Source organism: Halalkalibacter oceani (assembly GCF_023715605.1).
In the GTDB taxonomy this organism is placed as follows: Bacteria; Bacillota; Bacilli; order Bacillales; family Bacillaceae_D; genus Halalkalibacter; species Halalkalibacter oceani.
Genome location: NZ_JAMBOL010000006.1, coordinates 139,358 through 162,288, shown reverse-complemented (window position 1 = coordinate 162,288; position 22,931 = coordinate 139,358). Strand labels below are relative to the sequence as shown.

Sequence of the window (22,931 nt, the reverse complement as noted above, 5' to 3'; positions counted from 1 at the left end):
CCACCTCTTCCTATTTTTTTTCATTAGGTTTTAAATCAATGTTCCAAGTTCTGAGCTCATTATTTTGTAAGTGATTCCTCATATTCTTGCGAGCTTGTTGGCTATTTTTTTCTTGTATTGATTCAATAATTTTATTATGCTCATCAACACCCTCGGCTTGACGGCCAGGTATATTTATTGATTTCATTTTATTCTCTTTAATACCATTTTTAAACAGAGTAGAAATGGTTGAGAAAACCTTGATAAAAGAAGAATTATGAGTAGCTTTAATAAGACACTCGTGGAATCTGAAATCCTGCTCAATGGTTTCTTCCAATATTTTCGCTTCACTTAATTTCCTATTAATCTCTCTCAACTCTTCAATTTCTTCCAACGTTGCCCTATCTGCAGCCAAAGAAGCCGCTTCAATTTCAAGTCCCCTTCGAAGTTCAAATATTTCCAACACCGACTCTTTATCCAGTAAAGCCGGTGCTATAGAAGTAACAAACAAACCGCCATCTAAATTATTAATAAAATTACCTGAACCGGGAAGTCCCTTTATCACACCACTTGTCTTAAGCACACTCATCGCTTCCCTGACAACCGTTTTACTAACACCAAATTTTTCTGCTAATGTTCCTTCTGATGGCAATTTACTACCAGACTGCAAATCACCATCATGCACCATATTACATATGTGGTGGACAATTTCTTCACTAATTTTCTTTTTTCTGATTGGTGTAAACCCTTCCATAAAATCATAGCTCCTAATTCACAGTATATTAGCTTAAAAAATCCACTTCTTTTTAAAAGCTTTATTAAATTATTAAAACATTAATTTAATTTTGCATTATCAATATAAATTTGTCAATATTTTTTCAGATAATTAAAATTTATTTATCAATTAAGATTGTTTTGTTTATTGCTGAAGAGTCTGAGGTTTAGCTGAGAATCAAAAAAAGATGCCCCTGCGAATTATAAAGAAGTCATCTTTTCTTTTGATTATTAGATTGTTTATTAGGCTTCAATATTATTAAAGTCTTCTTAAATTTACATTTTTCCCGCTTTGTTTTCTCTCTTTCGGGGAATAGGAAAACAAAAAGCCCAGCCTCTCTTCCACGATGGAAGAAAACTGGACTTTCTGGGAGGGAGCGCGTTAGTTACTTAAAGAAATTAAGCACGCCCTGATAAATTGCTTCGGCTGCATCCTCCTGGAAGGAATCAGATGCCAGCTTACGCGCTTCTTCTGCGTTCGTCAGGAAGCCGACTTCGACGAGGACGCTCGGCATTCGTGAGTTGCGAATGACATGGAAGTTGCCTTCCTTGACGCCGCGGTTGTTCGTCTTCAGCTTCTTGATTAATTCACTTTGAATCGAATCGGCGAGCTTTTTGCTCGAAGCTGCTGCATAATTGCTGTGCCAAAACGTTTCCGTTCCGCTGGCCGCGCTGCTTCCGGCTGCATTGGCATGCACGCTGATAAAGGCGTCGGCATTGCGGTTGTTGGCAATCGCCACCCGTTGACTCAGTTCGAGGAAGACATCGGATGAGCGCGTCATGACGACGGTCGCACCGGCCGCTTCCAAACGGCGCTTGAGCTTCAAGCCGACATTGAGGACGACATCCTTTTCCCTGACGCCATTTGCAACGGCTCCTGGGTCCTGCCCTCCGTGTCCTGGGTCGACGACAATTACTTTCCCGTTAAGGGAACCAGATCCGCCGCTTGATGGAGCACGCAGGTAGGAGAGTGAAACATAGGCTGTCTGCCCTTGGTACGTAAAGACGGCCCAGTTGCCTGTTGTCGCATAATACTGCACGACATCGCCATTGCTCAGCCTGCCGATCGGTGCCCGGCTCGTATCAGGTGTCGAGCGGACGTTCAAGCCTTCTGGAGCATTGTAGACGACGGCCCGCGTCGCGACAGAATCAAGCAAATCCTGATCCGGCTGGTATTCTGGCAGCTTGTATTCCGGATAAAGCGCTCTTGCGAGGAAAAGCGCGAATTCGAGACGGGTTGTCCCATTATTTGGACCGAATGTGCCATTTGGATAGCCCGCTGAAATGCGAGCTGTCGTAATCGCGTTGATTTGCGTGGCGCCGAACGTATTCGCGTTGACATCACGGTAGACAACATCGACACGCGTGCTCTTTAAATCAAACGCGCGTGATAAGAATACTGCCATCTGCGCTCTCGTCACCGGAGAGTTCGGTGAAAACGTCGTTGGCGTTGTACCGGCGATCAGGCCACGTTCTGTTCCTGTGGCGATATAGCCTGAAGCATAGTGATTAGCCGAAACATCAGAGAATTTCGTCGCTCTCTGTGTTCCATCGAGCTTCAACGCCCGTCCGAGCAGCGTCACCGCTTCTGCTCGCGTTACTTGATCGTTTGGCCGCAACGTTCCATCCGGATTTCCTTGAAGGATGTTATCCTGATACAAACGGGTGATTTCACTGCCTCCGTAAGAAGGCATATCAGGAAACGGACCTTGTGCCTGTACAACCTGCCCCTCACCTTGTATGAATGGCGTTAAGACCAAGGTCAATAAAATTGTAAGAAACGTTAGCTTGCGCATTGCATCACTCCATTCTATTTTCATCATTATGAGTCTATTAAAGTGTGGTGCTGCGTTTAATATGTATAGCGTTCATAGAGTAATGATACACATAGCTTCATTCTAGTGAAATTAACTTTAATGACTCATATCCGTCTAATGGAAATAGTAACACAGATTGCCGTCGAAATGATGGTGATTTTGGCTTATTTTACATAAAAAAAAAGAGAAATTTCATCTTTATGTCAAAAATGGCGAAACAAAGGGAACCAGCTCGCTCTTTCTCTGCTTTGTAGTCCGAAACGTCTAGTAGAATAAGAGAGGGGCTTTCTTCTTCGCTGCACAAATGAAACAGCGGGCCAAATGGAAACATCCTTTAGCCCGCTTCTTTTTCTTATGCTTTTTCGTTTGGCGGCAGCAAAAAGTCAAAATCACAGCCTTCATCTGCCTGGAGAACATGCTCGCGGTACAGCTTCGTATAACCTCTGCGGTAGTCGTCATAGACGGGCGGCCGCCATTGCTTCCGTCTGGCTTCAAGCTCTTCTTCCGCCACGTCGAGAATCAGCTGCCTTTTTTCGACATTAAGCTCTATCCAGTCGCCATTACGCACCAGTCCGATCGGCCCGCCAACCGCGGCCTCAGGGGCGGCATGGAGCACGACCGTGCCAAATGCCGTTCCACTCATTCGGCAGTCCGAAATCCGCACCATATCACGGACACCCTGTTTAAGCAGCTTTTCCGGAATCGGAATCATGCCCGCCTCCGGCATCCCCGGTGCTCCGACCGGCCCGGCATTTTGCAGGATCAGCACGCTATTTTCATCAACTTCAAGCTCCGGGTCGTTCACCCGCTTTTCCATCTCTTCAATGGACGAAAAGACGACCGCCTTGCCTCGGTGGGACAGCAGACGACTGTCTCTTACCGCCTTCGGCTTGATAATCGCCCCGTTTGGTGCAAGATTCCCTTTCAGAACGGCGATACCGCCTTCTTTATGCAACGGCTCGTCGAGCGATTTTATAATCGGGCGGTAGACCTCATCTACTTTTATTCTTTCTAAAATCTGCTTCCACGTCTGCCCGGTAATCGTCATCTCTTCATCATAAAGAAGTGGCTGCAGCTCCTTCAGCAGCGCAGGGACGCCGCCGGCACGATAAAAATCCTCCATCTGATAGTCACCTGCCGGCCGTAAATTCGCCAAAAACGGCGTCTCCCTGCTTAGTGTCTCAAAGCGATCAAGCGTCAAGCCGATTCCAAGCCGTTTGGCAATCGCAAGTAAATGAATGACGGCATTGGTCGAGCCGCCGACGGCAAGCAGCGTACGAATCGCATTGCTGAACGCTTTTTCGGTCATAATATCGGATGGCCGCAGTCCGCGCTTGACGGCAGTGACAATTGTTTTGCCGGTTTCTCTTGCCAGCCGCAGCCGCTCATTTTCGGTCGCCGGTGCAGCGGCTGCACCAGGCACCATCATCCCAAGCGCTTCGGCACAGGCGGCGATTGTCGAGGCGGACCCCATTACCATACAATGCCCCGCCGTCGGTGCCAGCCTGCTGTTAATCTCCTGTATTTCTTCTTCTGAGACCGTGCCGGCTTTGTACTCCTGCCAGAAGTGGCGGCAATCCGAACAGGCCCCAAGCGTCTTCCCTTTATATTCCCCATTGGCCATCGGCCCGCCCGTAAAAGCAATCGCCGGTTTATTGGCACTCGCCGCTCCCATCAGCTGCGCCGGCAGCATTTTGTCGCAGCCGCCGATCAGGATCACTCCGTCAATCGGCTGGGCCGCGATCATTTCTTCTGTATCCATCGCGACCAGGTTGCGGTAAAGCATCGTTGTCGGGCTTGTAAACATCTCTCCAATGGAAGTGGTCGGAAATTCAAGCGGAATGCCGCCGGCCATTAACACACCCTGCTTCATCACCTCAATCATCGGCTTAATGTGACTGTGGCAGCGATTGACCTCGCTGAACGTATTGCAAATCCCGATGACCGGCTTATCGAAATCCTCTTCCTCATGTCCAAGATGTCGCTGAAACGCCATTTTGATAAACCGGCTGAAGCCGGCATCCCCATAAGACGTTTGTTTCTTCTTTTCCATCTTCTCCCGCCTTCCTTATCGTTGAATGCGCTTTCAAAATAAAAGGCCAAACATATGCTTTACGTTTAAAAGGGAAAAAACATCCTCTTCGGCTTACATGAGCGGGCATTATGCATAGAGAAGAAGAGAACCCCGCTCCTCTCGAAGCTGCTGAAAAAGTACGATTTCCACTTTTCCAGCAGCTTTTTCGTAATGAGCGTAGCCGTTGCCTGATTTTGAAAGCCTTGCTACGAGTGGGCTTCCCGTAGCAAGGCGCGCAACGCGCGGAGCCATTACACTTCTTCGAGTTACGGAAAAAGAGGTTTTTCAGTGGCCTCCTCCTCTCCATGTTCTAAAAATGTAGCGCGGCTTCGCAGTTTTGCAGTGGCTCCGTTCTGCGCGCAGCGTCAGGCAGGAAAATCACCTGCCTGACTGCTTTAAAACCCTTGCGCAGACTTCACTTACGGCTTAGAGCTTGAGACAAAACTCGCTTTACCCTGTTTGCAGTGGCTCCACTCGCCATATGCATAGAGAAGAAGAGAACCCGCTCCTCTCCATGTTCTAAAATGTAGCACGGCTTCGCAGTTTTGCAGTGGCTCCGTTCTGCGCGCAGCATCAGGCAGGAAAATCACCTGCCTGACTGCTTTAAAACCCTTGCGCAGACTCCGCTCACTGCCTCGGCATAAACTCAAAAGGAAAAACACTCTTTTGAGTTTATACCTAAAACATCCGTTTTGTTCCGAGGTAGCGGTCTTTCCAGTAGGCGGCTTCGAGGCTGCCGATTGCGACGCCGGTTGAGGTGCCGCTGTGGGTGAATTGTCCATTTCCAATGTAGATGCCGGCATGGGATGGTCCTTTTGTATAGGTTTCAAAGAAGACGATGTCGCCGACGCGCGGCTCTTTCACTTCTGTCCCGACTTCCCACATTCCGGCGACGGTGCGCGGCAATTGAATGCCGTTTTTCGCAAAGACGTAGGAAATGAAGCCGCTGCAGTCGAATCCCGCCACCGTGGTTCCGCCCCAGACGTACGGGGTGCCAAGCAGTTCGGAGGCATCGGCGACGAGGTTCAAGGCGTTAAATTCCTGCGGGGGTTCCGTGGACTTGCCCGCTGCTGCATTCAGCTTCTCAATCGTCTTCGGTCCAGCCACACCGTCGACGGTTAATCCTTGTTGGCGCTGGAATGCTTTGACCGACTGCTCCGTTACCGTGCCATAATAGCCGGTGACCGACTGGTTAAACAAACCGATTCGCTTCAGTTGCGTCTGAAGATCGCTCACCGCCTGGCCCTCGGAGCCGAACTTCAATAATGCCGAGTCTGGCGCTTTCGGCTGTTCAACCGGTTTTTCTTTTTCCTGAGCCGGTGGTGGTGTCTTCTCGACAGGCGGCTTTGGCTGCACGGAAGGTGGTTCCTTGCTGACGACACTGGCCGATACAGAGGATACCGGAGATTGAAGCGCGCGCAGCGTTTGCGGACCGACAATACCATCAACCGTAATTCCCTGCTGTTGTTGAAAATGTTTGACCGCACTGGCGGTGCTGTTTCCAAAAATTCCGTCTGCCGTGCTTTTATAAAAACCAAGATCAGCAAGACGCTGCTGCACGTCCTTGACGGCCTGTCCTTTTGAACCAATGCGTAACATGCTGCTTGTCTGGACGGAGGAAGCGGACAGCTTGTGCTCAACCGGCGCGATAGTCGCCACGTTACGATTTTGCAGCGCGTTCAACGTCTGCGGCCCGGCAATTCCGTCAACGGCAAGCTGATTCTCCTGCTGGAACGAACGTACGGCAGCGGAAGTCGCCCGTCCGTAATAGCCGGTAATGTCATTGTCAAAATAACCGGCTTCCTTCAGTTGCTGCTGGAGTGTCTTCACCTGTTCACTCGTTGTACCCGGACGCAGCACCTGCTGCACCACTCCGCCGGAATTGGTGGAACCGGCCGCAGCTTTGCCGGCCGAAGAAAGAAGCTCATCAATCGTGCTTCTCGTAGCTTGTCCTGTCACCTCAAGTCCGTGACTGCGCTGGAAGGAGGCGACTGCCTCTTTTGTGATGGTGCCGTAATAACCGGTCGCCGTATGGTAGGTGAAGTGCCCCTTTTCTTTCAGCGCTTCCTGCAGCTGCTTCACATCCGGATGAGTCATCCCCTCCTGCAGCGGCTGATCGCCAAGTGCCGCCTCGGTAATCAAGGGAGATGTGAAGAACAGGCCGGTCGCGAATGTCGATGAAAGCATCACCTGTTTCATTTTCGGCGAGGAAGAAGACTGCTGCTTTCCCTCTGGATCTATCGTCAAATGGACGGCCATCAACCGTTCCCACCTTTCATCATTTTCTGTTTTCTTTTATTTTACTTCACAATCGGCAAAATTGTCCATTTGAGAATTTTCTGACTGTACATTGATGCAGTGCTGGAATTGTTGGAGCTAAATGGAAAGTGTTTTCATCGCGAAGATGGAGAAGCTAGAAAAGACGAATTCAATTACGAATAAGGGGGACATTGATGTTTTATCATGTGAAAGAACTTCAATATAACGCGAAGCCGGATAAGCCCGATGCTGTCTACGCAAAGAAATTGCAGGAGATTCTCGGAGGACAGTTTGGCGAGATTAGCGTGATGATGCAATATTTATTTCAAGGCTGGAACTGCCGCGGCGAGAAAAAATACCGTGATATGCTGCTTGATATTGGTACAGAGGAGATCGCCCACGTTGAAATGATTTCGACGATGATTGCCCAGCTGCTTGATCAGGCGCCGGCACGTGAGCAGGAGCAGGCTGCCCAGAATCCGGTCCTGAACTCGGCGATGGGGGGCAATCAGGATGTGCAGGATCAAATTGTAAAAACGGTATTAAGCGGAATGAGCCCGCAGCATATGATCGTATCCGGTCTTGGCGCACAGCCTGTCGACAGCGTCGGCTATCCGTGGAATTCCCGCTATATGATCGCCAGCGGAAACATGCTTGCCGACTTCAGAGCAAACTTGAATGCCGAGTCACAAGGACGCCTTCAAGTTGCCCGGTTGTATGAGATGACAACCGACAATGGGGTGCGGGATATGCTTTCCTTCCTTCTGGCTCGTGACACGATGCATCAGAATCAGTGGATGGCGGCGATCGAGGAGCTTGAGCAAAATCAGAAGCCAATTGTGCCGAGCACGTTCCCTCAGGAGCTTGAAAAACAGGAAGTCTCCTATTCGTTCATGAACTTTTCCGCCGGGGAAGACAGCAAAGCCGGGCGCTGGGCCAATGGTCAGAGCATGGATGGCCAGGCTTCATTTGAATATGTTGCCAAGCCTGAAGCAATGGGGCAAACGCCAGAGCTTACGCCTGCCCCGCCTTATGTGCACGGTACACCGCCAACTGCCGGGCAAGCACAAGCCCAGTATGAACAGGAAGCGATCCAAAGCCATTAAAACTCATTTTAGGGGCTGGGAATAAGGTTGTTTTTGCCTTATTCCCAGCCCCTGACCGTTTTTGTCTCCTATAAGAAAAAGGGATGGTTGGAAAGGCTCTCACCTTTCCAACCATCCCTTACGGCCATCATCCTCAGAAAACGAGCTGCTGAGACATGAGCGTCCTGTTGTGGGTATTCCCTTTTTTCTTTTGTATGAAATGTTATTAGCTAGCTGGATCTTCTTCTAGCTCGTCAACTGGTTCTTCTTCGTCTAATAGTGCGTCATCTTCACCTTCGTCAGCCGGATCTTCACCTAATTCCGGCTCTGCGTCCGCTGGCCCATCCATTGCTGGATCTTCAGGTGCATCTAACTCTGGTGCGTCAGCAGGTGCATCAGCTGGATCAGCTGGATCTTCCACTTCTGTATCAGGCTCAAGTGCTGGATCTTCTTCAGCGCCTCCGCATGCTGCTAATAGTCCTAGTGATAAGACAGCTGCTGCTGTTGTCATTAAAAATTTCTTCTTCATAATCAATTACCCCCAAATTTAGATATGTGACTAACGGACATACATGTCTCTCGCGTTAGCCTGTGTGTATCTTACCAAGTCTCTGCAACAACGTCTACACATTACTGGCTTTTTTGGCAATGTCTTGCCAGCTTCACAACTTATCACATGGTTTTTCAAAAGTTTGTCAAAACAAAAACTCATTTTGACACATCTTCGCCATGTGCAGCCTGCTCCGCTTGCTGCCAGTCAAACAGAAAAAGCCTATACCCCTTGTTGTATAGGCTTACCCATTGATCGAGCTTTTATACATATGCTTATGTAAATGATCGAATCAGCCTTTCCATGACGCCCTTACATTCGTCTGCGGGAATAGGCCGGCTGAACAAATAGCCTTGCGCTTTATAACAGCCTTCATTGCGAATAAGGGAGAGCTGTTCCTCCGTTTCGATTCCTTCACATATAACGGAGACATTCAAGCTGTTGGCCATCGCGATGATCAGCTTGACAATCGCCTGGTTCTCAGGTGAACCCTGTCCTCTGACAAACGATTGATCAATTTTCAACGTATCGATCGGGAACATTCTCAGCTGACTGAGAGAGGAATAGCCCGTGCCGAAGTCATCCAATGACACAGCGACACCCTTCTGCTTGAGCTGATTCAATTTGGCGCGAATTTCGTCGACCTGTAAAATGGCTGTTTTTTCTGTAATTTCCAGACAGAGATAAGACGGATCAAGCTCGGCCCGCAGCAGAGCCTGTTCAACACGGCTGACAAAGTCAGGGCGTTTAAAAAACTCTTTTGAAACATTAACGGAGACGATCAGCTCTCCAAAGCCTTCGCGATGCCATCGCTTCGTTTGCCGGCACGCTTCATTCAGGACCCACTCGTCAATTTCCGCGATGACGCCCATCTCTTCGGCAAGCGGCAGAAAAACCGCCGGGGAAAGGACATTTTTCAATGGATGATTCCATCTGACGAGCGCCTCTATTCCAAAAGGGATCCGTTTATCAATGTCGACTTGCAGCTGGTAATATACTTCGAGTTCCTGCCGGCGAATCGCTTTAAGCAGTTCCGTCTCAAGGGAAAGCTCGTCAGCGGTTGTCTCATTCATCCCCTGCTCGTAGCGCTGATAATGGTTACGGCCTTCTTCTTTTGTCCGGTACATCGCGCTGTCTGCGTTTTTCAGCAGCGTTTCCGCATCTTTTCCGTGCTCCGGAAAAAAACAGGCGCCGATGCTCATCGACATATACAGTTCTTTTTCATTTACGATGATCGGCTTTTCAAAAGCGGCAAATAAAGCGGAGATCACATCCTCCGTGATCACCTCATCCATATCGGGTAAAAAAATCGTGAACTCGTCGCCGCCGAATCGGCTGACAACGCCATCCTCGCCGATCACCCGCTGAATGCGCCGGGCCATTTTCACCAGCAGCTGATCTCCGACTTGATGGCCGTAAGAATCGTTAATTTTTTTAAAGCGGTCCAAATCAAGAAAAAGCACGGCCACTTTTTTTCCGTTTTCGGCCGCCGTCTGGAGAGCGTCCTCAAGCTTGTCCTTAAATAATACCCGGTTAGGCAGCTGCGTCAGCGTGTCATGAGAAGCATTATACTTCATTTGTTCTTCCTGCTGCTTCCGCTCACTGATATCGCGCATAATGCCGATACAGTAGCTATCCTCCGGCTGCGGCTGTTCTACTTGTGTAACGGTGAGAAAAGACCAAAAGAGCGTCCCGTCTTTGCGCTCATTTAACAGCTCGCCAGTCCACGAGCCATTACGGCTAATTGAATCCCACATTTCGTCATAGACATGCTTCGGTGTGTTTGCGGATTCGAGCATACTGGGGTTCATGCCCGCGATATCCTTTAATGTATAGCCTGTCATACGCTGAAATGCAGAATTAACGGCAATGATTTCATGCCGATGATTCGTCAGCAATAAGCCATCGTTCATGTAGTTGAACAGCGTTTCTACATTTCTGTGGTTTTGTGCAAAACGAATAAAAGCTGAGTTCATCTCTGGTCCCCCTCACTTATTAAATGAAGTACATTGTCTGCAAAGCACATTACTTGATGGCAAATGTAATGTCCGTTTCTGCTGCGACCTCTCCATTCACTGTAGCAAGAGCATGTCCCTTCCCAACGGGACCTTTCAAACGTGTAATTTCAACTTCCAGTCTCAACTGATCTCCCGGCTTCACCTGTCGTTTGAAACGGCAATTGTCGATACCGGCAAACAAGGCCAGCTTTCCCCGATTTGCCTCCGACTTTAATAGCGCCACTGCCCCAACCTGGGCAAGGGCTTCCACAATCAGGACGCCAGGCATTACAGGATAGTCGGGAAAATGTCCGTTAAAAAACTCTTCATTGATTGAAACATTTTTTATGCCAACCGCACGCTTTCCTTCTTCGACTTCAAGGACTTGATCAATTAATAAAAATGGATAGCGATGGGGGATTATCTCTTTGATCTCTTCAATTGTTAGCAATTCATCCACCTCTTAGTTGAATTCTTTTTGTTATTATACCATATTCACGCAGCCTGGTGGCGCTTCGCCGCTTGATTGTTGACATCTGATGTTATCATTTTGTCACCTATCGTAGAAAGAAAAGACGGCAACGGCGCCGCTCTGCACTTGTAATCAAGGTTGAACTGCAACCTGCCCTTCCCTCCTATCCGTCCGCTTTCTCTAGCGGGAAAGCACTGGAGGAACACAAAACCGACACGGTCCTCTCCGGAAAACCTTACGAAAAATGCAAAAACGGCTTTGAGAGTCCTATCCCAAAGCCGTTTTGTCTACGGTCTCAAACCGTGGTGTTATTCACCCCGGATAATGTCTAAAATATGATACCATGTTTCCGGTTTGAGAGCGTCGGCAGGATCACCGTCTCCAATGACGCCGTACCCGACGATCAATCCGAGCAAAAGGCTGCCGCCGATTAACACGATTGACAAAAGAATACGCAGCCAGATCGGGATGAGACGCAAACGCGGTCTCCTCCTGCTCTTACGGCCGCTTGCGCTTTTATGCTCGTCGCCGCTTGCCAGCCGACGTTCTTCCCTTGACTTTGGCTTAGCACTGCCGGCTTGAACGGCGTTCTCTCGTTTTGTTTGTTTCAGCCGTGAATCTTGTTCAGTCATCGTTTTCTCCTTGAATCCATCGACAGGGTTGGCGGATCACCTTTACTCGCTGCCTCATTCATCCGGTCTAAGTCCTTAGCAAAAAGCAAACTAAGAAGCTCTCTTCCCTATCGACGGTTATCTCCGAATCCCATTGACCAGCCCCGCCATCTCATCGGCAATTGACATCGCTCTTGTCGTAAATTGGTAATGGCGCTGGGTCGTCAGCAGCTCATTCATTTCCCGGCCCAGGTCAACATTTGACGCTTCAAGTGAGCCCTGCATCAGCCGCCCTTCATTTCCAGGCACTTCTTCGAGCATATCTGCCTCCGCATAGCCCAGTGCAGCAAAGTCAGGGAGACGGTAGAGATTATTTCCGGCAGCTTCCAACAGCTGCGGCTTATGGACGTGTGTTAGCGCCAGCTGCCCCGCATTGAGCACCGTCCCGTCATTTAACGTAATATTCAGCATCCCTTCCGGACTAAGCTGAATCTCCTCGAAATCAAGCGGGAAAGAAATGCGTTCAAATCCGCCATTCAACAGAAAGTCGCCGTTGCTTGTCACAATCGTGACGAGATCAGGGTTATCCGGATCTTCGCTCAAATAAAAGGCACCATCCCGCGTAAGATACTCGATCTGTTCTCCATTTTCCTCGATACCGATGCGGAAGAAATGGTTCGGCTGCGTGATCGCAAAATCAAGCTCACGGTCGGTTCCGACCAGGGAACCTTGATCAAGACGAAGCGCGGTGGAAGCGACTTTCGCGCCAACGCCTGAGCGCAACCCGGCCGGCGTCAATCGTCCCATTTCATAATTGGGATTCGTTTGATTGTTGATTTGCTGATGGAGCAAATCGGAAAACGTCACTTCCCGTCTTTTAAATCCCGTCGTATTCACATTGGCGATATTATTCGAAATGGTGTCAAGCTTCTGCTGAAGCTGCCCAGCCGTCACCGACGCCGTTATCATTGAACTGTTCATCCGTCCCCCTCCTTATAAGGAAACCCGTAGCTTTCTTTTTTTATCCTTTACTTTACGCATTCTGTTCTCGTTTCTTATCCAATCCGGCCAATTTCGTTAACAGCCTTGTCCATGCTTTGGTCATAGGCTTGCAAAATGCGCTGATTCGCTTCAAATGAGCGATAAGCATTCATCATTTCCGTCATCGTTCTTGCCGTGTCGACATTTGAACGTTCCAGAAAGCCCTGCTGAAGCTGATAGGTCAGCTCATCATTGCCGACAGCCGTCGGCAGCTCGCCTTCCCCTTCAAAACGCAACAAACCGCTGCCTTCCTTCACTAGCTGCAGTGGGTCATCAGCGTAAGCGAGATCAAGCTGGGCAATCGGCGCCCCGGCCGCTGTCATGATTTGTCCGGCTTCATTCACACGAAACTCCTCATTATCAACCTGGATCGGATTTCCCGCTGTATCAAGCACATAATGTCCTTCAGAAGTCGTCAGAAACCCTTGTCCATCAACGGTAAAATTCCCGTTTCTTGAATAGCGCAGTTCACCGTCATCATTTTGCACGACGAAAAAAAGCGCTCCCGGCCGGCCTGATTCCGTTGCCGGCATCACACCTTGTAAAATCGCCACATCCGTGTTATTGCCAGTTTCCATCATGTCTCCTTGACGAAAATTCGGCATCCGTTCCTGAAGATACACACCTGTCGTCAACGTGCCAATCGGTCTTGACTGTCCCGCCGGCATTTCCTGCGTTCCCATTGCCTGAATCAGCATGTTCGGAAATGAACGCAAAGAAGCCTGATCGGCTTTAAAACCCGGCGTATTGACGTTTGCAATATTGTTCGTAAGCATTTCCTGGCGCTGCTGCTGGGCAATCATGCCGGCCGCAGCCCCGTACATTCCGCGAAGCATGGCGTCAAGCCTCCTTTGAGCTTTACTCGTTAAATCCGGATTTTCTTATTCGACATTCGATCAAGGTTCTCAAGGATAATCCCTGTCCCTTTTGCCACACAATGCATCGGCTCTTCCGCGACTACGACCGGAACCTTCAGCTCTTCCGCGAGAAGCTGGTCAATTCCATGCAGAAGCGCGCCTCCACCTGTCAGGATCACACCGCGGTCAATGATGTCTGCCGAAAGCTCTGGCGGGGTTTGCTCCAACACTTGTTTGGAAGCTTGTACAATATAAGAAACCGACTCCGACAAGGCATGTTCAATCTCCTTCGAGTGTACCGTAATTGTGCGCGGAAGTCCACTGACCATATCACGTCCACGGATATCCATTTCCTCTTGACGTCCACCTGGAAATACAGTTGCAACCTGCATTTTAATGCTTTCCGATGTTCGCTCCCCGATCAACAGCTTATACTTCTTTTTAATGTAAGAAAGAATATCGGAGTCAAAACGGTCTCCCGCTACTTTAATGGAAGAGGAGGTGACAATATCACCCATTGAAAGAACAGCAACATCTGTTGTTCCACCGCCGATGTCTACGACCATGTTACCGCTCGGTTGAAAAATATCCATCCCAGCGCCGATTGCAGCTACTTTCGGCTCCTCTTCCAAGTACACATTTTTGCCTCCGCTCTTCTCAGCCGCCTCGCGAATTGCTTTTTGCTCGACTGACGTAATGTTTGTCGGGCAGCAAATTAAAATACGGGGCTTTGAGAAAAGACTCTTTACATTAATTTTCCCGAGAAAATGCTTTAGCATCGATTCTGTCATTTCAAAGTTTGCGATCACTCCGTCCTTCATCGGACGTAAGGCAACTATATTTCCTGGTGTACGTCCAACCATGCGGAACGCTTCTTCTCCTACTGCAAGAACTCTTTTTGTGGCTGTATCAACTGCGACAACGGATGGCTCATTTAAAACGATGCCGTTTCCCTTTACATAAATAAGGACGTTTGCCGTACCTAAATCAATTCCAATATCTCGACCAAACATGTTTCCTTGCCTCCCTGTTTTCCGAACATCAGTCGCATTTCTTGTTACGATTTACCTAATTGTTAATTCTACCACAAATTTGTTCGAACAGGGATGGATTTTCCAAATTTTATTGGCGTGCTTTTACAATCGATGATAATGGCTGGTCCTGCGTTTTGCGATACTTGACTTTGGTCGCTTCTCCCCCGCGAAGATGACGGATTGATTTATGGTACTCAAGTATTTCCTTTACCTCATTTGCCAGCTCGGGATTAATCTCTGGCAAGCGTTCCGTGAGGTCTTTGTGTACGGTACTTTTCGAGACTCCAAATTCCTTGGCTATTGTCCTCACCGTCTTTCTCGTCTCGACGATATACCTGCCTATCTTGATAGTTCGCTCTTTGATGTAATCGTGCACACGACTCGCCTCCCTAATTCTGTGATGGTGATTGGTACAGTTTATTAGGGTTCATAGGCAGATATACCATCTTATTAGGGGGACGAGCGCGACTTTTCAGAATTGGAGCATTCGGCTGTTCATTTCACTGATCTCAATCAAGTCGGCAAGCGTTCTTTTTCCGCGCTGTTCAAGCAGGATTAACAGCGCGCAAAATAAATTGGCTGTTGTCAGCGCATCACCGAGCGCTTCGTGACGGTTGAAGATTTTCGTGCCAAATTGCAAAGCGTATTTTTCCAAATCAAGCATCTGATTGGAAGGACTGATAAAGCCAATCAGATTTAATGTATCAAGGCAGATTGGAAAATTCAGCCGATAGCCGTGACGCTGGGCCTCTTTCTTTAGGACCATCATATCAAAGGCAACATAATGTCCTACCCAAATGCCGCTTGCCGTTTGATCCGCAAAATCAAAAAATGCTTCGAGCGCTTCCAGCGCCAGAGGAGAGTTCTCGACCGTTTCCCCGGAAATACCGGTCAGCCTTGTAATCTCAGCTGGAATCTCACGGCATGGATTGACGTACGTCTGAAATGTCCTCTGCTCAACTTCCAGCTGCCGCACTGTCACGGCGGCAAGCTCGATTATCCGGTCGTTTGCCCCTACGGCGAACCCGGTCGTTTCCGTATCAAATACCGTAAACGTCAGCTCACGAAGCGAGGTGTTTAACGGATACTCCGAATAAGGCGTATGCGGCAAAGACGGCTTCTTTTTAAACATAGTAGCACCTCCCATTAAGCGACGTAGAAGCAGTGGGCGGGGTTCTTTCATGGATCACGCAACTACCACGATTTCGTGAGCCGGTTTCTCACAAATAGAAGTGGATCTCTTTAAAAGCAGAGTCGAGACGATCCGTCCTTTTAAAAAGAGATCGCCTGATTTTGCAGAGAGCGGATCGCCCGTAAAGCAAGAATCAGTTCCTCCTTATCCTTTGTGCGCAACCGGCTGAAATGAATCTCGCTCGACGAAGGCTCGCCACGCTGATGAGCATGCCACGCGCTTTGCAGCCGAATCCGCAGAATAACCTCGTAGGCGAAGCGGAGATCATCGGCCGTTTCCCGGGAAAGAACGTTCGTTTCAATCAGCTTTTCAAGCAGTTCAAGCGGCGTTCCGTCAACGATTCCATGCCTCGCCGCCAGCAGTTGAATACTGTGATGCAGAGGGAACAGAGCATGCTTCTTTCCATCAATGGTTTCCCGTTTCATTCTGAATAAGGCGCGGATAGGATGATCCAGCTGTGGAACAGGATGCTCCTTTTCCAGCTCTGCCATCCGGTAAAGAAAGATCCGTGATTTTACGAGCTGCACCCTGACGATGGCAGTAAATTGATCATGCAGCTCCTCGTCGCCATACAGATGGCGAAATGATAAAAAATTATTGGCGAGCAGCACATGATCATTCGTCGCGCGCAGACTCCAGCCTCGCAGGCGCTCCTGCCAGGTCGAGATTGCGCCCCGCCATCTGTCTTCACTGGCCATCATCAGCCCGTCACAGCGTTTGTAGCCGGCCAGCTCAAGCTGACGAACGATCTCCTTCCCTAACTCAGCAAAATACTGGTCAACACTCCGCTTCGCCTCATTCGGCGGGTCAGCATAAACGAGGAAATGGTCCTGGTCTGTCAGCATAAACTGTTCGCCGCGCCCGCCGCTGCCCATCATATACCAGCCAAACGCAACCGGCGGTCCCACTGAACCATTCTCAGCTAAATGGTTCAGTGCCAGCTCGACACAATGGCGCGCGAGCCGGTCATAGAGCTTTGTCATTACATCGAGCGTGTGAACGACCGGAATTTCATCCTGAATCAAGTAGGAAAGAACTTCATACATTGCCGGCTTAAGCCTGTCTACCGTCGCCGGTGTTGCTTCTTCGATCTTTTGAATGACCCCTGTGACGCCACGGTTTTTCTGCTGGAGCAAATCGGAAAGACTGACCATTCCGGCGACCCGCCCTCCGTCCATGACAGGGAGGTGCTTAATGCCATTCATCAGCATGACGGACATCGCCTCGTAGTAAAAAGCGTCCCTGGAAATAATGTAGGGATGTGGCGTCATAATGTCACGAGCAACCGTCCCTGCGCCCAGCCCTTTTGCGACGACTCTTTCGACAAGGTCTTTCTCGGTAATAATCCCGATCAATTGATCATTATCATTCAGGACGACAACCGAGCTCGTCGCCTGTCCGACCATCGCCGCCGCCACATCCCGGACATCCTCCTCCATATCAGCGCTAATCATCGGCATTTTCATCACATCGTGAATGCGGCGAATGAAAGGCTCGCTCTCACCCCATTGCTTAGCGAGCGTAACCTGTTCCGCTAACGAGGCGTAAATATCGCGCAGCCGCACGGTCACCTGCTTTAAAATAAAGTCGCGGACAGCCGGCTCATGCCAGCGCAGCTCGATCACTGTATAGGGAATGTGGAGACAAAGCGTCTCCTCGATCGCCCTCACTTCAACAGGATAGCGCTCTCGCTGCCTGTTTTTTTCTGCCAGGAAATCAGCCAGGCTCGAAAAACCGATCATATCTCCCTTTTCCAGAACTTCCAGGACCTCCCTCTGGCTGCTCTGTCCGACAAAAACTTCTGCCATCCCCTGGAGGATGAGCAGAAGTCCTTGACGAGGCGTCTTGGCATACAGTACCCTCTCGCCTTTTTGATATCGTTTCAGCCCGCATTGAGCCAGCAGCCCGCCAAGCTCCCCTGTCGGGAGCCCGGCAAAAAGCGGATGCTCGTGTATCCGGGCCAGCTGTTCTTTATCTTCCAGTGGATTCATCCATCCAAACCTCGCCATCGCGATAGCTCATTTGTTCAGGATAACGGAGGTCAACGACTTCATCCTGCAGCTTTTGCGACGGAGCCGCCGTCATTTTCGAAACGAGATAACAAACAATCAGGTTAATCGGCACACCGATAATGCCGGCGCCGGTATCCTGTATTCCTAAAAACGTAATGCCGGCCCGCGCCAAAAAGATATAGGTCAATGTCACCGACAGGCCGACGAGCATCCCGGCGATCGCTCCTTGAGCGTTCATCCGCTTCCACCACACGCCAAGAAGCAGCACCGGGAAGAAGGTTCCACCGGCAAGAGCAAACGCCCAGGCAACAATTTGCGTAATCACCCCTGGCGGATTGAGCGCCACGATTCCGGCGATGACCGTCGCCAGCACAATCGCCCAGCGCCCGGCAGCAAGCCGTCTGCGATCGCTCGCCTGCGGATTGACAAGGCGATAGTAAATATCATGGGCAAAGGAGGAAGAAATCGTAATGAGCAAACCTCCGGCTGTTGATAAGGCAGCCGCCATCGCCCCGGCAGCGACCAAGCCGATGACAAACACACCAAGATTGGCGATTTCCGGTGTCGCCATGACGACAATATCATTCGAAATGATGATTTCCTGCCATTGCAGAATGCCGTCCCCATTCGTATCAGCCACTTGCAGCAATCCCGTATTGACCCAAGTTTCCGTCCAGGCAGGCAGTTGATCAATCGGCTGGTCAGCGACGCGCGTCATTAAAATAAAGCGGGAGAAGGCGGCATAGGCAGGAGCAGATAAATAAAGAAGAGCGATAAACACAAGAGCCCATGCTCCACTCCAGCGCGCTGCTTTCATTGTTGTTACGGTATAGAAGCGGACGATGACGTGAGGCAGGGCGGCCGTCCCGACCATCAACGTAAACATAAGCGCGATAAACTGCGATTTATCGCTTTCGGCAAACGGAGCAAAATACTCGCTTAACCCAAGCTCCCGGTCGAGTTCCCCGAGCCGATCGACAATTCCTCCATACGTCAGCCACGGCAGCGGATTGCTTGTGATTTGCAGCGACATAAATACGATCGGAATGATATAAGCAACGATCAAAATCATATACTGAGCCACCTGGGTCCACGTAATCCCCTTCATTCCACCGAGTGTCGCGTAAATCGCGATAACGACTACCCCGATCATCGTGCCATACATCGCCGGAATATTGAGGATTCGGCCGATCACCACGCCCGAACCGGAAAGCTGTCCGATAATGTATGTAAAGCTGATAATAATCGTCGCGATCGCCGCAATCAGGCGGGCGGCGTTACTGTCAAAACGGTCGCCGATAAATTCAGGGACCGTATAGCGGCCATATTTGCGCAGCTGCGGCGCCAGTAAGAAGGTGAGGAATAAATAGCCCCCGGTCCAGCCCATGATGTAGGCCAACCCATCATAGCCCATCACCATCACTGTACCGGCCATCCCGATAAAAGAAGCGGCACTCATCCAGTCACCGCCGATCGCCATCCCGTTCCACAATGGAGGAACGCCACGGCTGGCGACGTAGAAGTCCGATGTCGCCTTCGCTCTGTTATAGACAGAAATTCCAATATAAAGGCCAAAGGTAGCAATAATCATCAAAATCGATACGAGTGTTTGCTGGTCCATTATTGAACCCCCTCATTATTTTTTTAATGGTCTAATACTTTTCCTGAGCTGACCCGTGTATTTTGCTCCTCATCAATCCCGAATTTCCGATCAATTCTGTCACTGATGACAGCGTTTGCAAAAAGCAGGATGACGAAGATGACGACGGCGCCCTGCGCTCCCATGTAGTAATGCGCCGGCATGCCTAAGATCGTAAAGCTCGATAACGCTTCAGCAAAGGCAACGACACCAAAGGACACAATTCCCCCAATGATCAGACAGATCACAACAAGCCAAGTCCGTGCCCGAAAATAGGCTTCAGCAACACGTTTATCAATTTTTCTCATCTAGCTTCCTCCTTTTTTCTTTTTCCTTTCGTGAACTTCCGACGAACTCCGGCAGGCATCCCCCCTTTCAATGGCGCAGATTATGAGGCGCGCGGCCCTGTATAAAAGCACGTCTGACACCGCCCGAGCCGAATACGCTTTTTCGCCGCCCGTATATTGAGTAACAGGACAATCGGCACAAAAAGAATAAGAAGCGGATCAATGATGAACGTCAAACAGAGGGCAACGAGGACAGGAAGGGCACTAAGAAAGATCACATAACGCGCAAACGGCATTTCTTTCCATGATGGCTGTTGACATTTCGGGCAAACTGAATAGTCCGTCATTGGTTTACCTATCACTCCCATTTTTAACGCAAGCCGAAGATAAAGCGCACTGTTTCAAAAAAACCAAGAGGGACCATCGCCACTTGAACGATCATATAAAGAAAGATCGCCGCAAAAGGGACGGAGAGGATGAGTGGTTTTCTCAAACGAAAAGCTAGAATAATAGCGAGCAGTGTAATTCCTAAGAAGACATACAGCAATAGATTCTCCCCTTTCTTGAAAGCGCTACCATAAAAAGATAATAAAGACTGCAACTACTCTATAACACGTTTCACAGCTACTAACAGTAGGCTTCCGCCATATTAAAGAGATAGCATTCGAGGTGTTGCAGTACACATTATTTCAAATTTTAAGACAACTGTCAAGTATGGCAAATGTTTGAAAAGGTTAGAAATTATGGCTATATCGACGCTAGCAAAAGAAAATCGGCTAATTTTGCCTTTTTAAATTTTTTTCAGTCATTTTTTGAAAAAGGGAAAGTTTTTTCAGCACGCTCGAACTTTGAGCGGAACGTGATTCCTCTATTCCTTTATTCAAGGCAATTTTTCACCTTACAAGGAACGAGATTCCGTTATTAGGCTCTCATAAGCGGTCTACCCTCCTTGTAGCGGCCAATAGCGGAATGAGGTTCCTCACGTAAGCGCAACGAGCGGGCTGAATGCGAAATAGCGGAATAAGGTTCCGATTCCCGCCTCCGCTATATTAGCTTAACGCCGACACAAAAAACCACCCACCGAAGCAATCATAAAAGATTGGTTCGGTGGGTGGTTGAAGGTTTTATCGCACTCAGTTTGTAATCGTCCGCTTTGCAGTAATCCGCACCCACGGCCGTTCGCCTTCCCACTGCAGGGCGACAGGTACGTGGAACGTTTGCTCCAGCAACGGTTCGGTCAGTACGGCGTGCTTTTCGCCCGAGCCGACGATTTCTCCTTTGTTGAGCAGGAGGGCGTGGGAAACCGAAGGAACGATTTCTTCGATATGATGAGTGACATAGAGCAATGTCGGGCCTTCCGGGTCCTGGCACATCTCTTCAATCGTTGCCAGCAGCTCCTCTTTTGAATAAATGTCCAAGCCGTTACAAGGCTCATCAAGTATTAACAGTTCCGGCGAGGCCATTAACGCCCGGCCAATCATCGCCTTCCGTCTTTCCCCTTGGGAGAGCGACGGAAAGTATTGATTGCCGACATGGTCAATTCCGAGCTGTTTAAGCAGCTTGCGGCCCTTTTCGATATCGGCCTCTGTCACCTCTTCGTAAATGCCGACGGAGGCGTTTTTTCCACTAAGGATAATTTCGAGAGCGGTATCGCGCGTCCGGTTCTGAAAGCGGTCGTCCAATGATGTACTGACCCACCCGATTGATTTGCGCAGCTCCTGGATGTTGACTTGTCCAAAACGTTGTCCAAAGACGGTCACGGCGCCACCGTTTGGCCATTGATAGCCTGTAATCATCTTAAGCAGCGACGTTTTGCCGGAGCCGTTCAAGCCAAGTACCGCCCAATGCTGCCCCTTTTCGACCGTCCAGGATACGGAGTTTAAAATATACTTTCCGTCTCGTTTCCAGACAATATCTTCGAGTTCAATCACATGCTGTTTTTTCGCTTCTTCGTTCATAACCATTCTCCTATCCGAGCGTAAATAACGATCTCTATCCTTATTTATTTGCGGTTTCTTGTCGAAATCCTGCCTTGATCCGGCTTTTTGTGCGAATATTGGGACAGGCGGTGTCAACGGCCCCGTTCCGCCCGAGCCGTTTATCCCTCACTCCGTAGTATAGCCGAGCCGTTTTAAAATTTCTTCCGTATGCTCACCCAATGCCGGCGGGGCGCTTTTGATCTGCGCCGGCGTTCTTGAAAATTTCACCGGCGTGCCGAGCATTTTCAGCTTCCCGACCTTCGGGTGTTCCGTTTCCACGACCATTTCCCGTTCGAGCATGTGCTGATCGTTCAGAATATCTGAGAATTTGTTAACCGGACCGCACGGAATTTTCACCGATTCAAACAGCTCGATCCAATGCTTGATCGGCTTCTTGGAAAAAACATCATTCAAGTAGGCGACAAGCTCCTTGCGCTGTCTGACGCGATCGGCGTTCGTCGCATATTTTTCCTGTTCAAGCGTTTCATCCTTCATTGCCCCGAGAAACGTCTGCCACATTTTATCATTCCCGACCGCGAGAATAAAATGACCGTCCTCCGCTTCAAATACTTGATACGGGACGATGTTCGGATGCTCACTGCCAAGCGGAACCGGATCCTCGCCCGAAGCGAAATAATTGCCGGCATGATAGGTCGACCAGGAAACGATCGTATCGAGTAACGACGTATCAATCCACTGCCCTTCCCCCGATTTGTCGCGTTCAAGCAGCGCGGCTAAAATGCCGAATGCAGCCCACATCCCCGTTCCGACATCGGCAAGGGAAAATCCGGCCTTCGTCGGCGGTCGGCCCGGCTCTCCCGTCACGGACATCAATCCGCCCATTCCTTGCGCCAGCACATCATAGCCCGGCTTCTGCGCGTACGTTCCCGTCTGACCAAAGCCGGAGATGGAAGCGAGAATAATTTTCGGATTTCGCTCCTTCAGCACCTCGTAGCCGATACCGAGCCTCTTGATCGTGCCGGGGCGGAAGTTTTCCACGACGACATCGGCCTCCTCGACGAGCTTAAGGAAGATCTCCTTGTCGCGCTCCTCCTTCAAATTAAGAACGATGCTTTTCTTATTACGGTTAATGCTTAAAAAATAAGCGCTTTCGTCTTCAACAAAAGGAGGCCCCCATTGGCGTGTATCATCCCCGCCCGGGCTTTCCACCTTAATGATCTCGGCTCCGAGGTCCCCGAGCGTCATCGTACAGTAGGGTCCGCTCAAGATCCGCGTTAAATCAATCACCTTTATTCCTTCGAGTGCTGACAT

The 22,931-nt window shown here is 49.5% G+C and carries 21 protein-coding genes; 1 reads left to right on the top strand and 20 read right to left on the bottom strand.

Annotation, left to right across the window (positions count from 1 at the left end; genetic code table 11):
- Positions 1–10 precede the first annotated feature (10 nt).
- From M3202_RS09535 to M3202_RS09520, 4 genes are all read right to left on the bottom strand, one after another.
- A complete protein-coding gene (locus M3202_RS09535) occupies positions 11–733 on the bottom strand; it encodes a FadR/GntR family transcriptional regulator (RefSeq protein WP_251223118.1) in 723 nt (240 codons plus the stop codon).
- Between the two features lie 406 nt (positions 734–1,139).
- Complete coding sequence (locus M3202_RS09530) at positions 1,140–2,549, bottom strand: N-acetylmuramoyl-L-alanine amidase (RefSeq protein ID WP_251223117.1); 1,410 nt, start codon at positions 2,547–2,549, stop codon at positions 1,140–1,142.
- Positions 2,550–2,922: 373 nt separating this feature from the next.
- Positions 2,923–4,623, bottom strand: a complete 1,701-nt coding sequence (locus M3202_RS09525; RefSeq protein WP_251223116.1) for an IlvD/Edd family dehydratase — start codon at positions 4,621–4,623, stop codon at positions 2,923–2,925.
- 699 nt (positions 4,624–5,322) lie between these two features.
- On the bottom strand, positions 5,323–6,903 hold the full coding sequence (locus tag M3202_RS09520; protein ID WP_251223115.1) for a C40 family peptidase: 1,581 nt from the start codon (positions 6,901–6,903) through the stop codon (positions 5,323–5,325).
- A gap of 194 nt (positions 6,904–7,097) precedes the next feature.
- On the opposite strand from M3202_RS09520, the gene M3202_RS09515 reads away from it, so the two are divergent.
- Complete coding sequence (locus M3202_RS09515; RefSeq protein ID WP_251223114.1) at positions 7,098–8,009, top strand: manganese catalase family protein; 912 nt, start codon at positions 7,098–7,100, stop codon at positions 8,007–8,009.
- Between the two features lie 205 nt (positions 8,010–8,214).
- Here M3202_RS09515 and M3202_RS09510 read toward each other — a convergent pair whose 3' ends face one another.
- The 16 genes from M3202_RS09510 to M3202_RS09435 form a co-directional block, all read right to left on the bottom strand.
- Positions 8,215–8,499 (bottom strand): hypothetical protein, encoded by a 285-nt coding sequence (locus tag M3202_RS09510; RefSeq protein ID WP_251223113.1) that lies wholly within the window; start codon positions 8,497–8,499, stop codon positions 8,215–8,217.
- Between the two features lie 314 nt (positions 8,500–8,813).
- Positions 8,814–10,514, bottom strand: coding sequence for a putative bifunctional diguanylate cyclase/phosphodiesterase (locus M3202_RS09505; RefSeq protein WP_251223112.1), 1,701 nt, complete (start codon positions 10,512–10,514; stop codon positions 8,814–8,816).
- Between the two features lie 49 nt (positions 10,515–10,563).
- Positions 10,564–10,986, bottom strand: coding sequence for a 3-hydroxyacyl-ACP dehydratase FabZ (gene fabZ / locus M3202_RS09500; protein WP_251223111.1), 423 nt, complete (start codon positions 10,984–10,986; stop codon positions 10,564–10,566).
- A 329-nt stretch (positions 10,987–11,315) separates the two neighbouring features.
- A complete protein-coding gene (locus M3202_RS09495) occupies positions 11,316–11,639 on the bottom strand; it encodes a DNA-directed RNA polymerase subunit beta (protein WP_251223110.1) in 324 nt (107 codons plus the stop codon).
- A 117-nt stretch (positions 11,640–11,756) separates the two neighbouring features.
- On the bottom strand, positions 11,757–12,599 hold the full coding sequence (locus tag M3202_RS09490) for a flagellar hook-basal body protein (RefSeq protein WP_251223109.1): 843 nt from the start codon (positions 12,597–12,599) through the stop codon (positions 11,757–11,759).
- 74 nt (positions 12,600–12,673) lie between these two features.
- Positions 12,674–13,495, bottom strand: coding sequence for a flagellar hook-basal body protein (locus M3202_RS09485; RefSeq protein ID WP_251223108.1), 822 nt, complete (start codon positions 13,493–13,495; stop codon positions 12,674–12,676).
- Between the two features lie 29 nt (positions 13,496–13,524).
- Complete coding sequence (locus M3202_RS09480; protein ID WP_251223107.1) at positions 13,525–14,529, bottom strand: rod shape-determining protein; 1,005 nt, start codon at positions 14,527–14,529, stop codon at positions 13,525–13,527.
- 109 nt (positions 14,530–14,638) lie between these two features.
- Positions 14,639–14,926, bottom strand: a complete 288-nt coding sequence (spoIIID, locus tag M3202_RS09475) for a sporulation transcriptional regulator SpoIIID (RefSeq protein ID WP_251223106.1) — start codon at positions 14,924–14,926, stop codon at positions 14,639–14,641.
- A 96-nt stretch (positions 14,927–15,022) separates the two neighbouring features.
- Positions 15,023–15,682, bottom strand: a complete 660-nt coding sequence (locus M3202_RS09470) for a 3'-5' exonuclease (protein WP_251223105.1) — start codon at positions 15,680–15,682, stop codon at positions 15,023–15,025.
- 140 nt (positions 15,683–15,822) lie between these two features.
- Complete coding sequence (locus M3202_RS09465; protein ID WP_251223104.1) at positions 15,823–17,751, bottom strand: DUF294 nucleotidyltransferase-like domain-containing protein; 1,929 nt, start codon at positions 17,749–17,751, stop codon at positions 15,823–15,825.
- Positions 17,714–19,375: a sodium:solute symporter family protein gene (locus tag M3202_RS09460; RefSeq protein ID WP_251223103.1), complete on the bottom strand. Its 1,662-nt coding sequence runs from the start codon at positions 19,373–19,375 to the stop codon at positions 17,714–17,716. Before M3202_RS09460 ends, M3202_RS09465 begins: the two co-directional genes overlap by 38 nt.
- A 23-nt stretch (positions 19,376–19,398) precedes the next feature.
- Positions 19,399–19,701 (bottom strand): DUF4212 domain-containing protein, encoded by a 303-nt coding sequence (locus M3202_RS09455; protein WP_251223102.1) that lies wholly within the window; start codon positions 19,699–19,701, stop codon positions 19,399–19,401.
- 80 nt (positions 19,702–19,781) lie between these two features.
- On the bottom strand, positions 19,782–20,027 hold the full coding sequence (locus M3202_RS09450) for a hypothetical protein (RefSeq protein WP_251223101.1): 246 nt from the start codon (positions 20,025–20,027) through the stop codon (positions 19,782–19,784).
- A 23-nt stretch (positions 20,028–20,050) separates the two neighbouring features.
- Entirely contained in the window at positions 20,051–20,227 is a 177-nt protein-coding gene (locus M3202_RS09445; RefSeq protein WP_251223100.1) for a hypothetical protein, read from the bottom strand.
- 586 nt (positions 20,228–20,813) lie between these two features.
- Entirely contained in the window at positions 20,814–21,638 is an 825-nt protein-coding gene (locus tag M3202_RS09440) for an ABC transporter ATP-binding protein (protein WP_251223099.1), read from the bottom strand.
- A gap of 147 nt (positions 21,639–21,785) precedes the next feature.
- The gene (locus M3202_RS09435; protein WP_251223098.1) at positions 21,786–22,931 is read right to left on the bottom strand and encodes a CaiB/BaiF CoA transferase family protein; all 1,146 of its coding nucleotides are present in this window, start codon (positions 22,929–22,931) and stop codon (positions 21,786–21,788) included.

What these genes read in the sequence shown, in the direction of transcription:
- M3202_RS09535 (WP_251223118.1), bottom strand. Translation starts at nt 733, where the DNA reads ATGGAAGGGTTTACACCAATCAGAAAAAAGAAAATTAGTGAAGAAATT.
- M3202_RS09530 (WP_251223117.1), bottom strand. Translation starts at nt 2,549, where the DNA reads ATGCGCAAGCTAACGTTTCTTACAATTTTATTGACCTTGGTCTTAACG.
- M3202_RS09525 (WP_251223116.1), bottom strand. Translation starts at nt 4,623, where the DNA reads ATGGAAAAGAAGAAACAAACGTCTTATGGGGATGCCGGCTTCAGCCGG.
- M3202_RS09520 (WP_251223115.1), bottom strand. Translation starts at nt 6,903, where the DNA reads ATGGCCGTCCATTTGACGATAGATCCAGAGGGAAAGCAGCAGTCTTCT.
- M3202_RS09515 (WP_251223114.1), top strand. Translation starts at nt 7,098, where the DNA reads ATGTTTTATCATGTGAAAGAACTTCAATATAACGCGAAGCCGGATAAG.
- M3202_RS09510 (WP_251223113.1), bottom strand. Translation starts at nt 8,499, where the DNA reads ATGACAACAGCAGCAGCTGTCTTATCACTAGGACTATTAGCAGCATGC.
- M3202_RS09505 (WP_251223112.1), bottom strand. Translation starts at nt 10,514, where the DNA reads ATGAACTCAGCTTTTATTCGTTTTGCACAAAACCACAGAAATGTAGAA.
- M3202_RS09495 (WP_251223110.1), bottom strand. Translation starts at nt 11,639, where the DNA reads ATGACTGAACAAGATTCACGGCTGAAACAAACAAAACGAGAGAACGCC.
- M3202_RS09490 (WP_251223109.1), bottom strand. Translation starts at nt 12,599, where the DNA reads ATGAACAGTTCAATGATAACGGCGTCGGTGACGGCTGGGCAGCTTCAG.
- M3202_RS09485 (WP_251223108.1), bottom strand. Translation starts at nt 13,495, where the DNA reads ATGCTTCGCGGAATGTACGGGGCTGCGGCCGGCATGATTGCCCAGCAG.
- M3202_RS09480 (WP_251223107.1), bottom strand. Translation starts at nt 14,529, where the DNA reads ATGTTTGGTCGAGATATTGGAATTGATTTAGGTACGGCAAACGTCCTT.
- M3202_RS09470 (WP_251223105.1), bottom strand. Translation starts at nt 15,682, where the DNA reads ATGTTTAAAAAGAAGCCGTCTTTGCCGCATACGCCTTATTCGGAGTAT.
- M3202_RS09465 (WP_251223104.1), bottom strand. Translation starts at nt 17,751, where the DNA reads ATGGCGAGGTTTGGATGGATGAATCCACTGGAAGATAAAGAACAGCTG.
- M3202_RS09460 (WP_251223103.1), bottom strand. Translation starts at nt 19,375, where the DNA reads ATGGACCAGCAAACACTCGTATCGATTTTGATGATTATTGCTACCTTT.
- M3202_RS09455 (WP_251223102.1), bottom strand. Translation starts at nt 19,701, where the DNA reads ATGAGAAAAATTGATAAACGTGTTGCTGAAGCCTATTTTCGGGCACGG.
- M3202_RS09450 (WP_251223101.1), bottom strand. Translation starts at nt 20,027, where the DNA reads ATGACGGACTATTCAGTTTGCCCGAAATGTCAACAGCCATCATGGAAA.
- M3202_RS09440 (WP_251223099.1), bottom strand. Translation starts at nt 21,638, where the DNA reads ATGAACGAAGAAGCGAAAAAACAGCATGTGATTGAACTCGAAGATATT.
- M3202_RS09435 (WP_251223098.1), bottom strand. Translation starts at nt 22,931, where the DNA reads ATGTCAGCACTCGAAGGAATAAAGGTGATTGATTTAACGCGGATCTTG.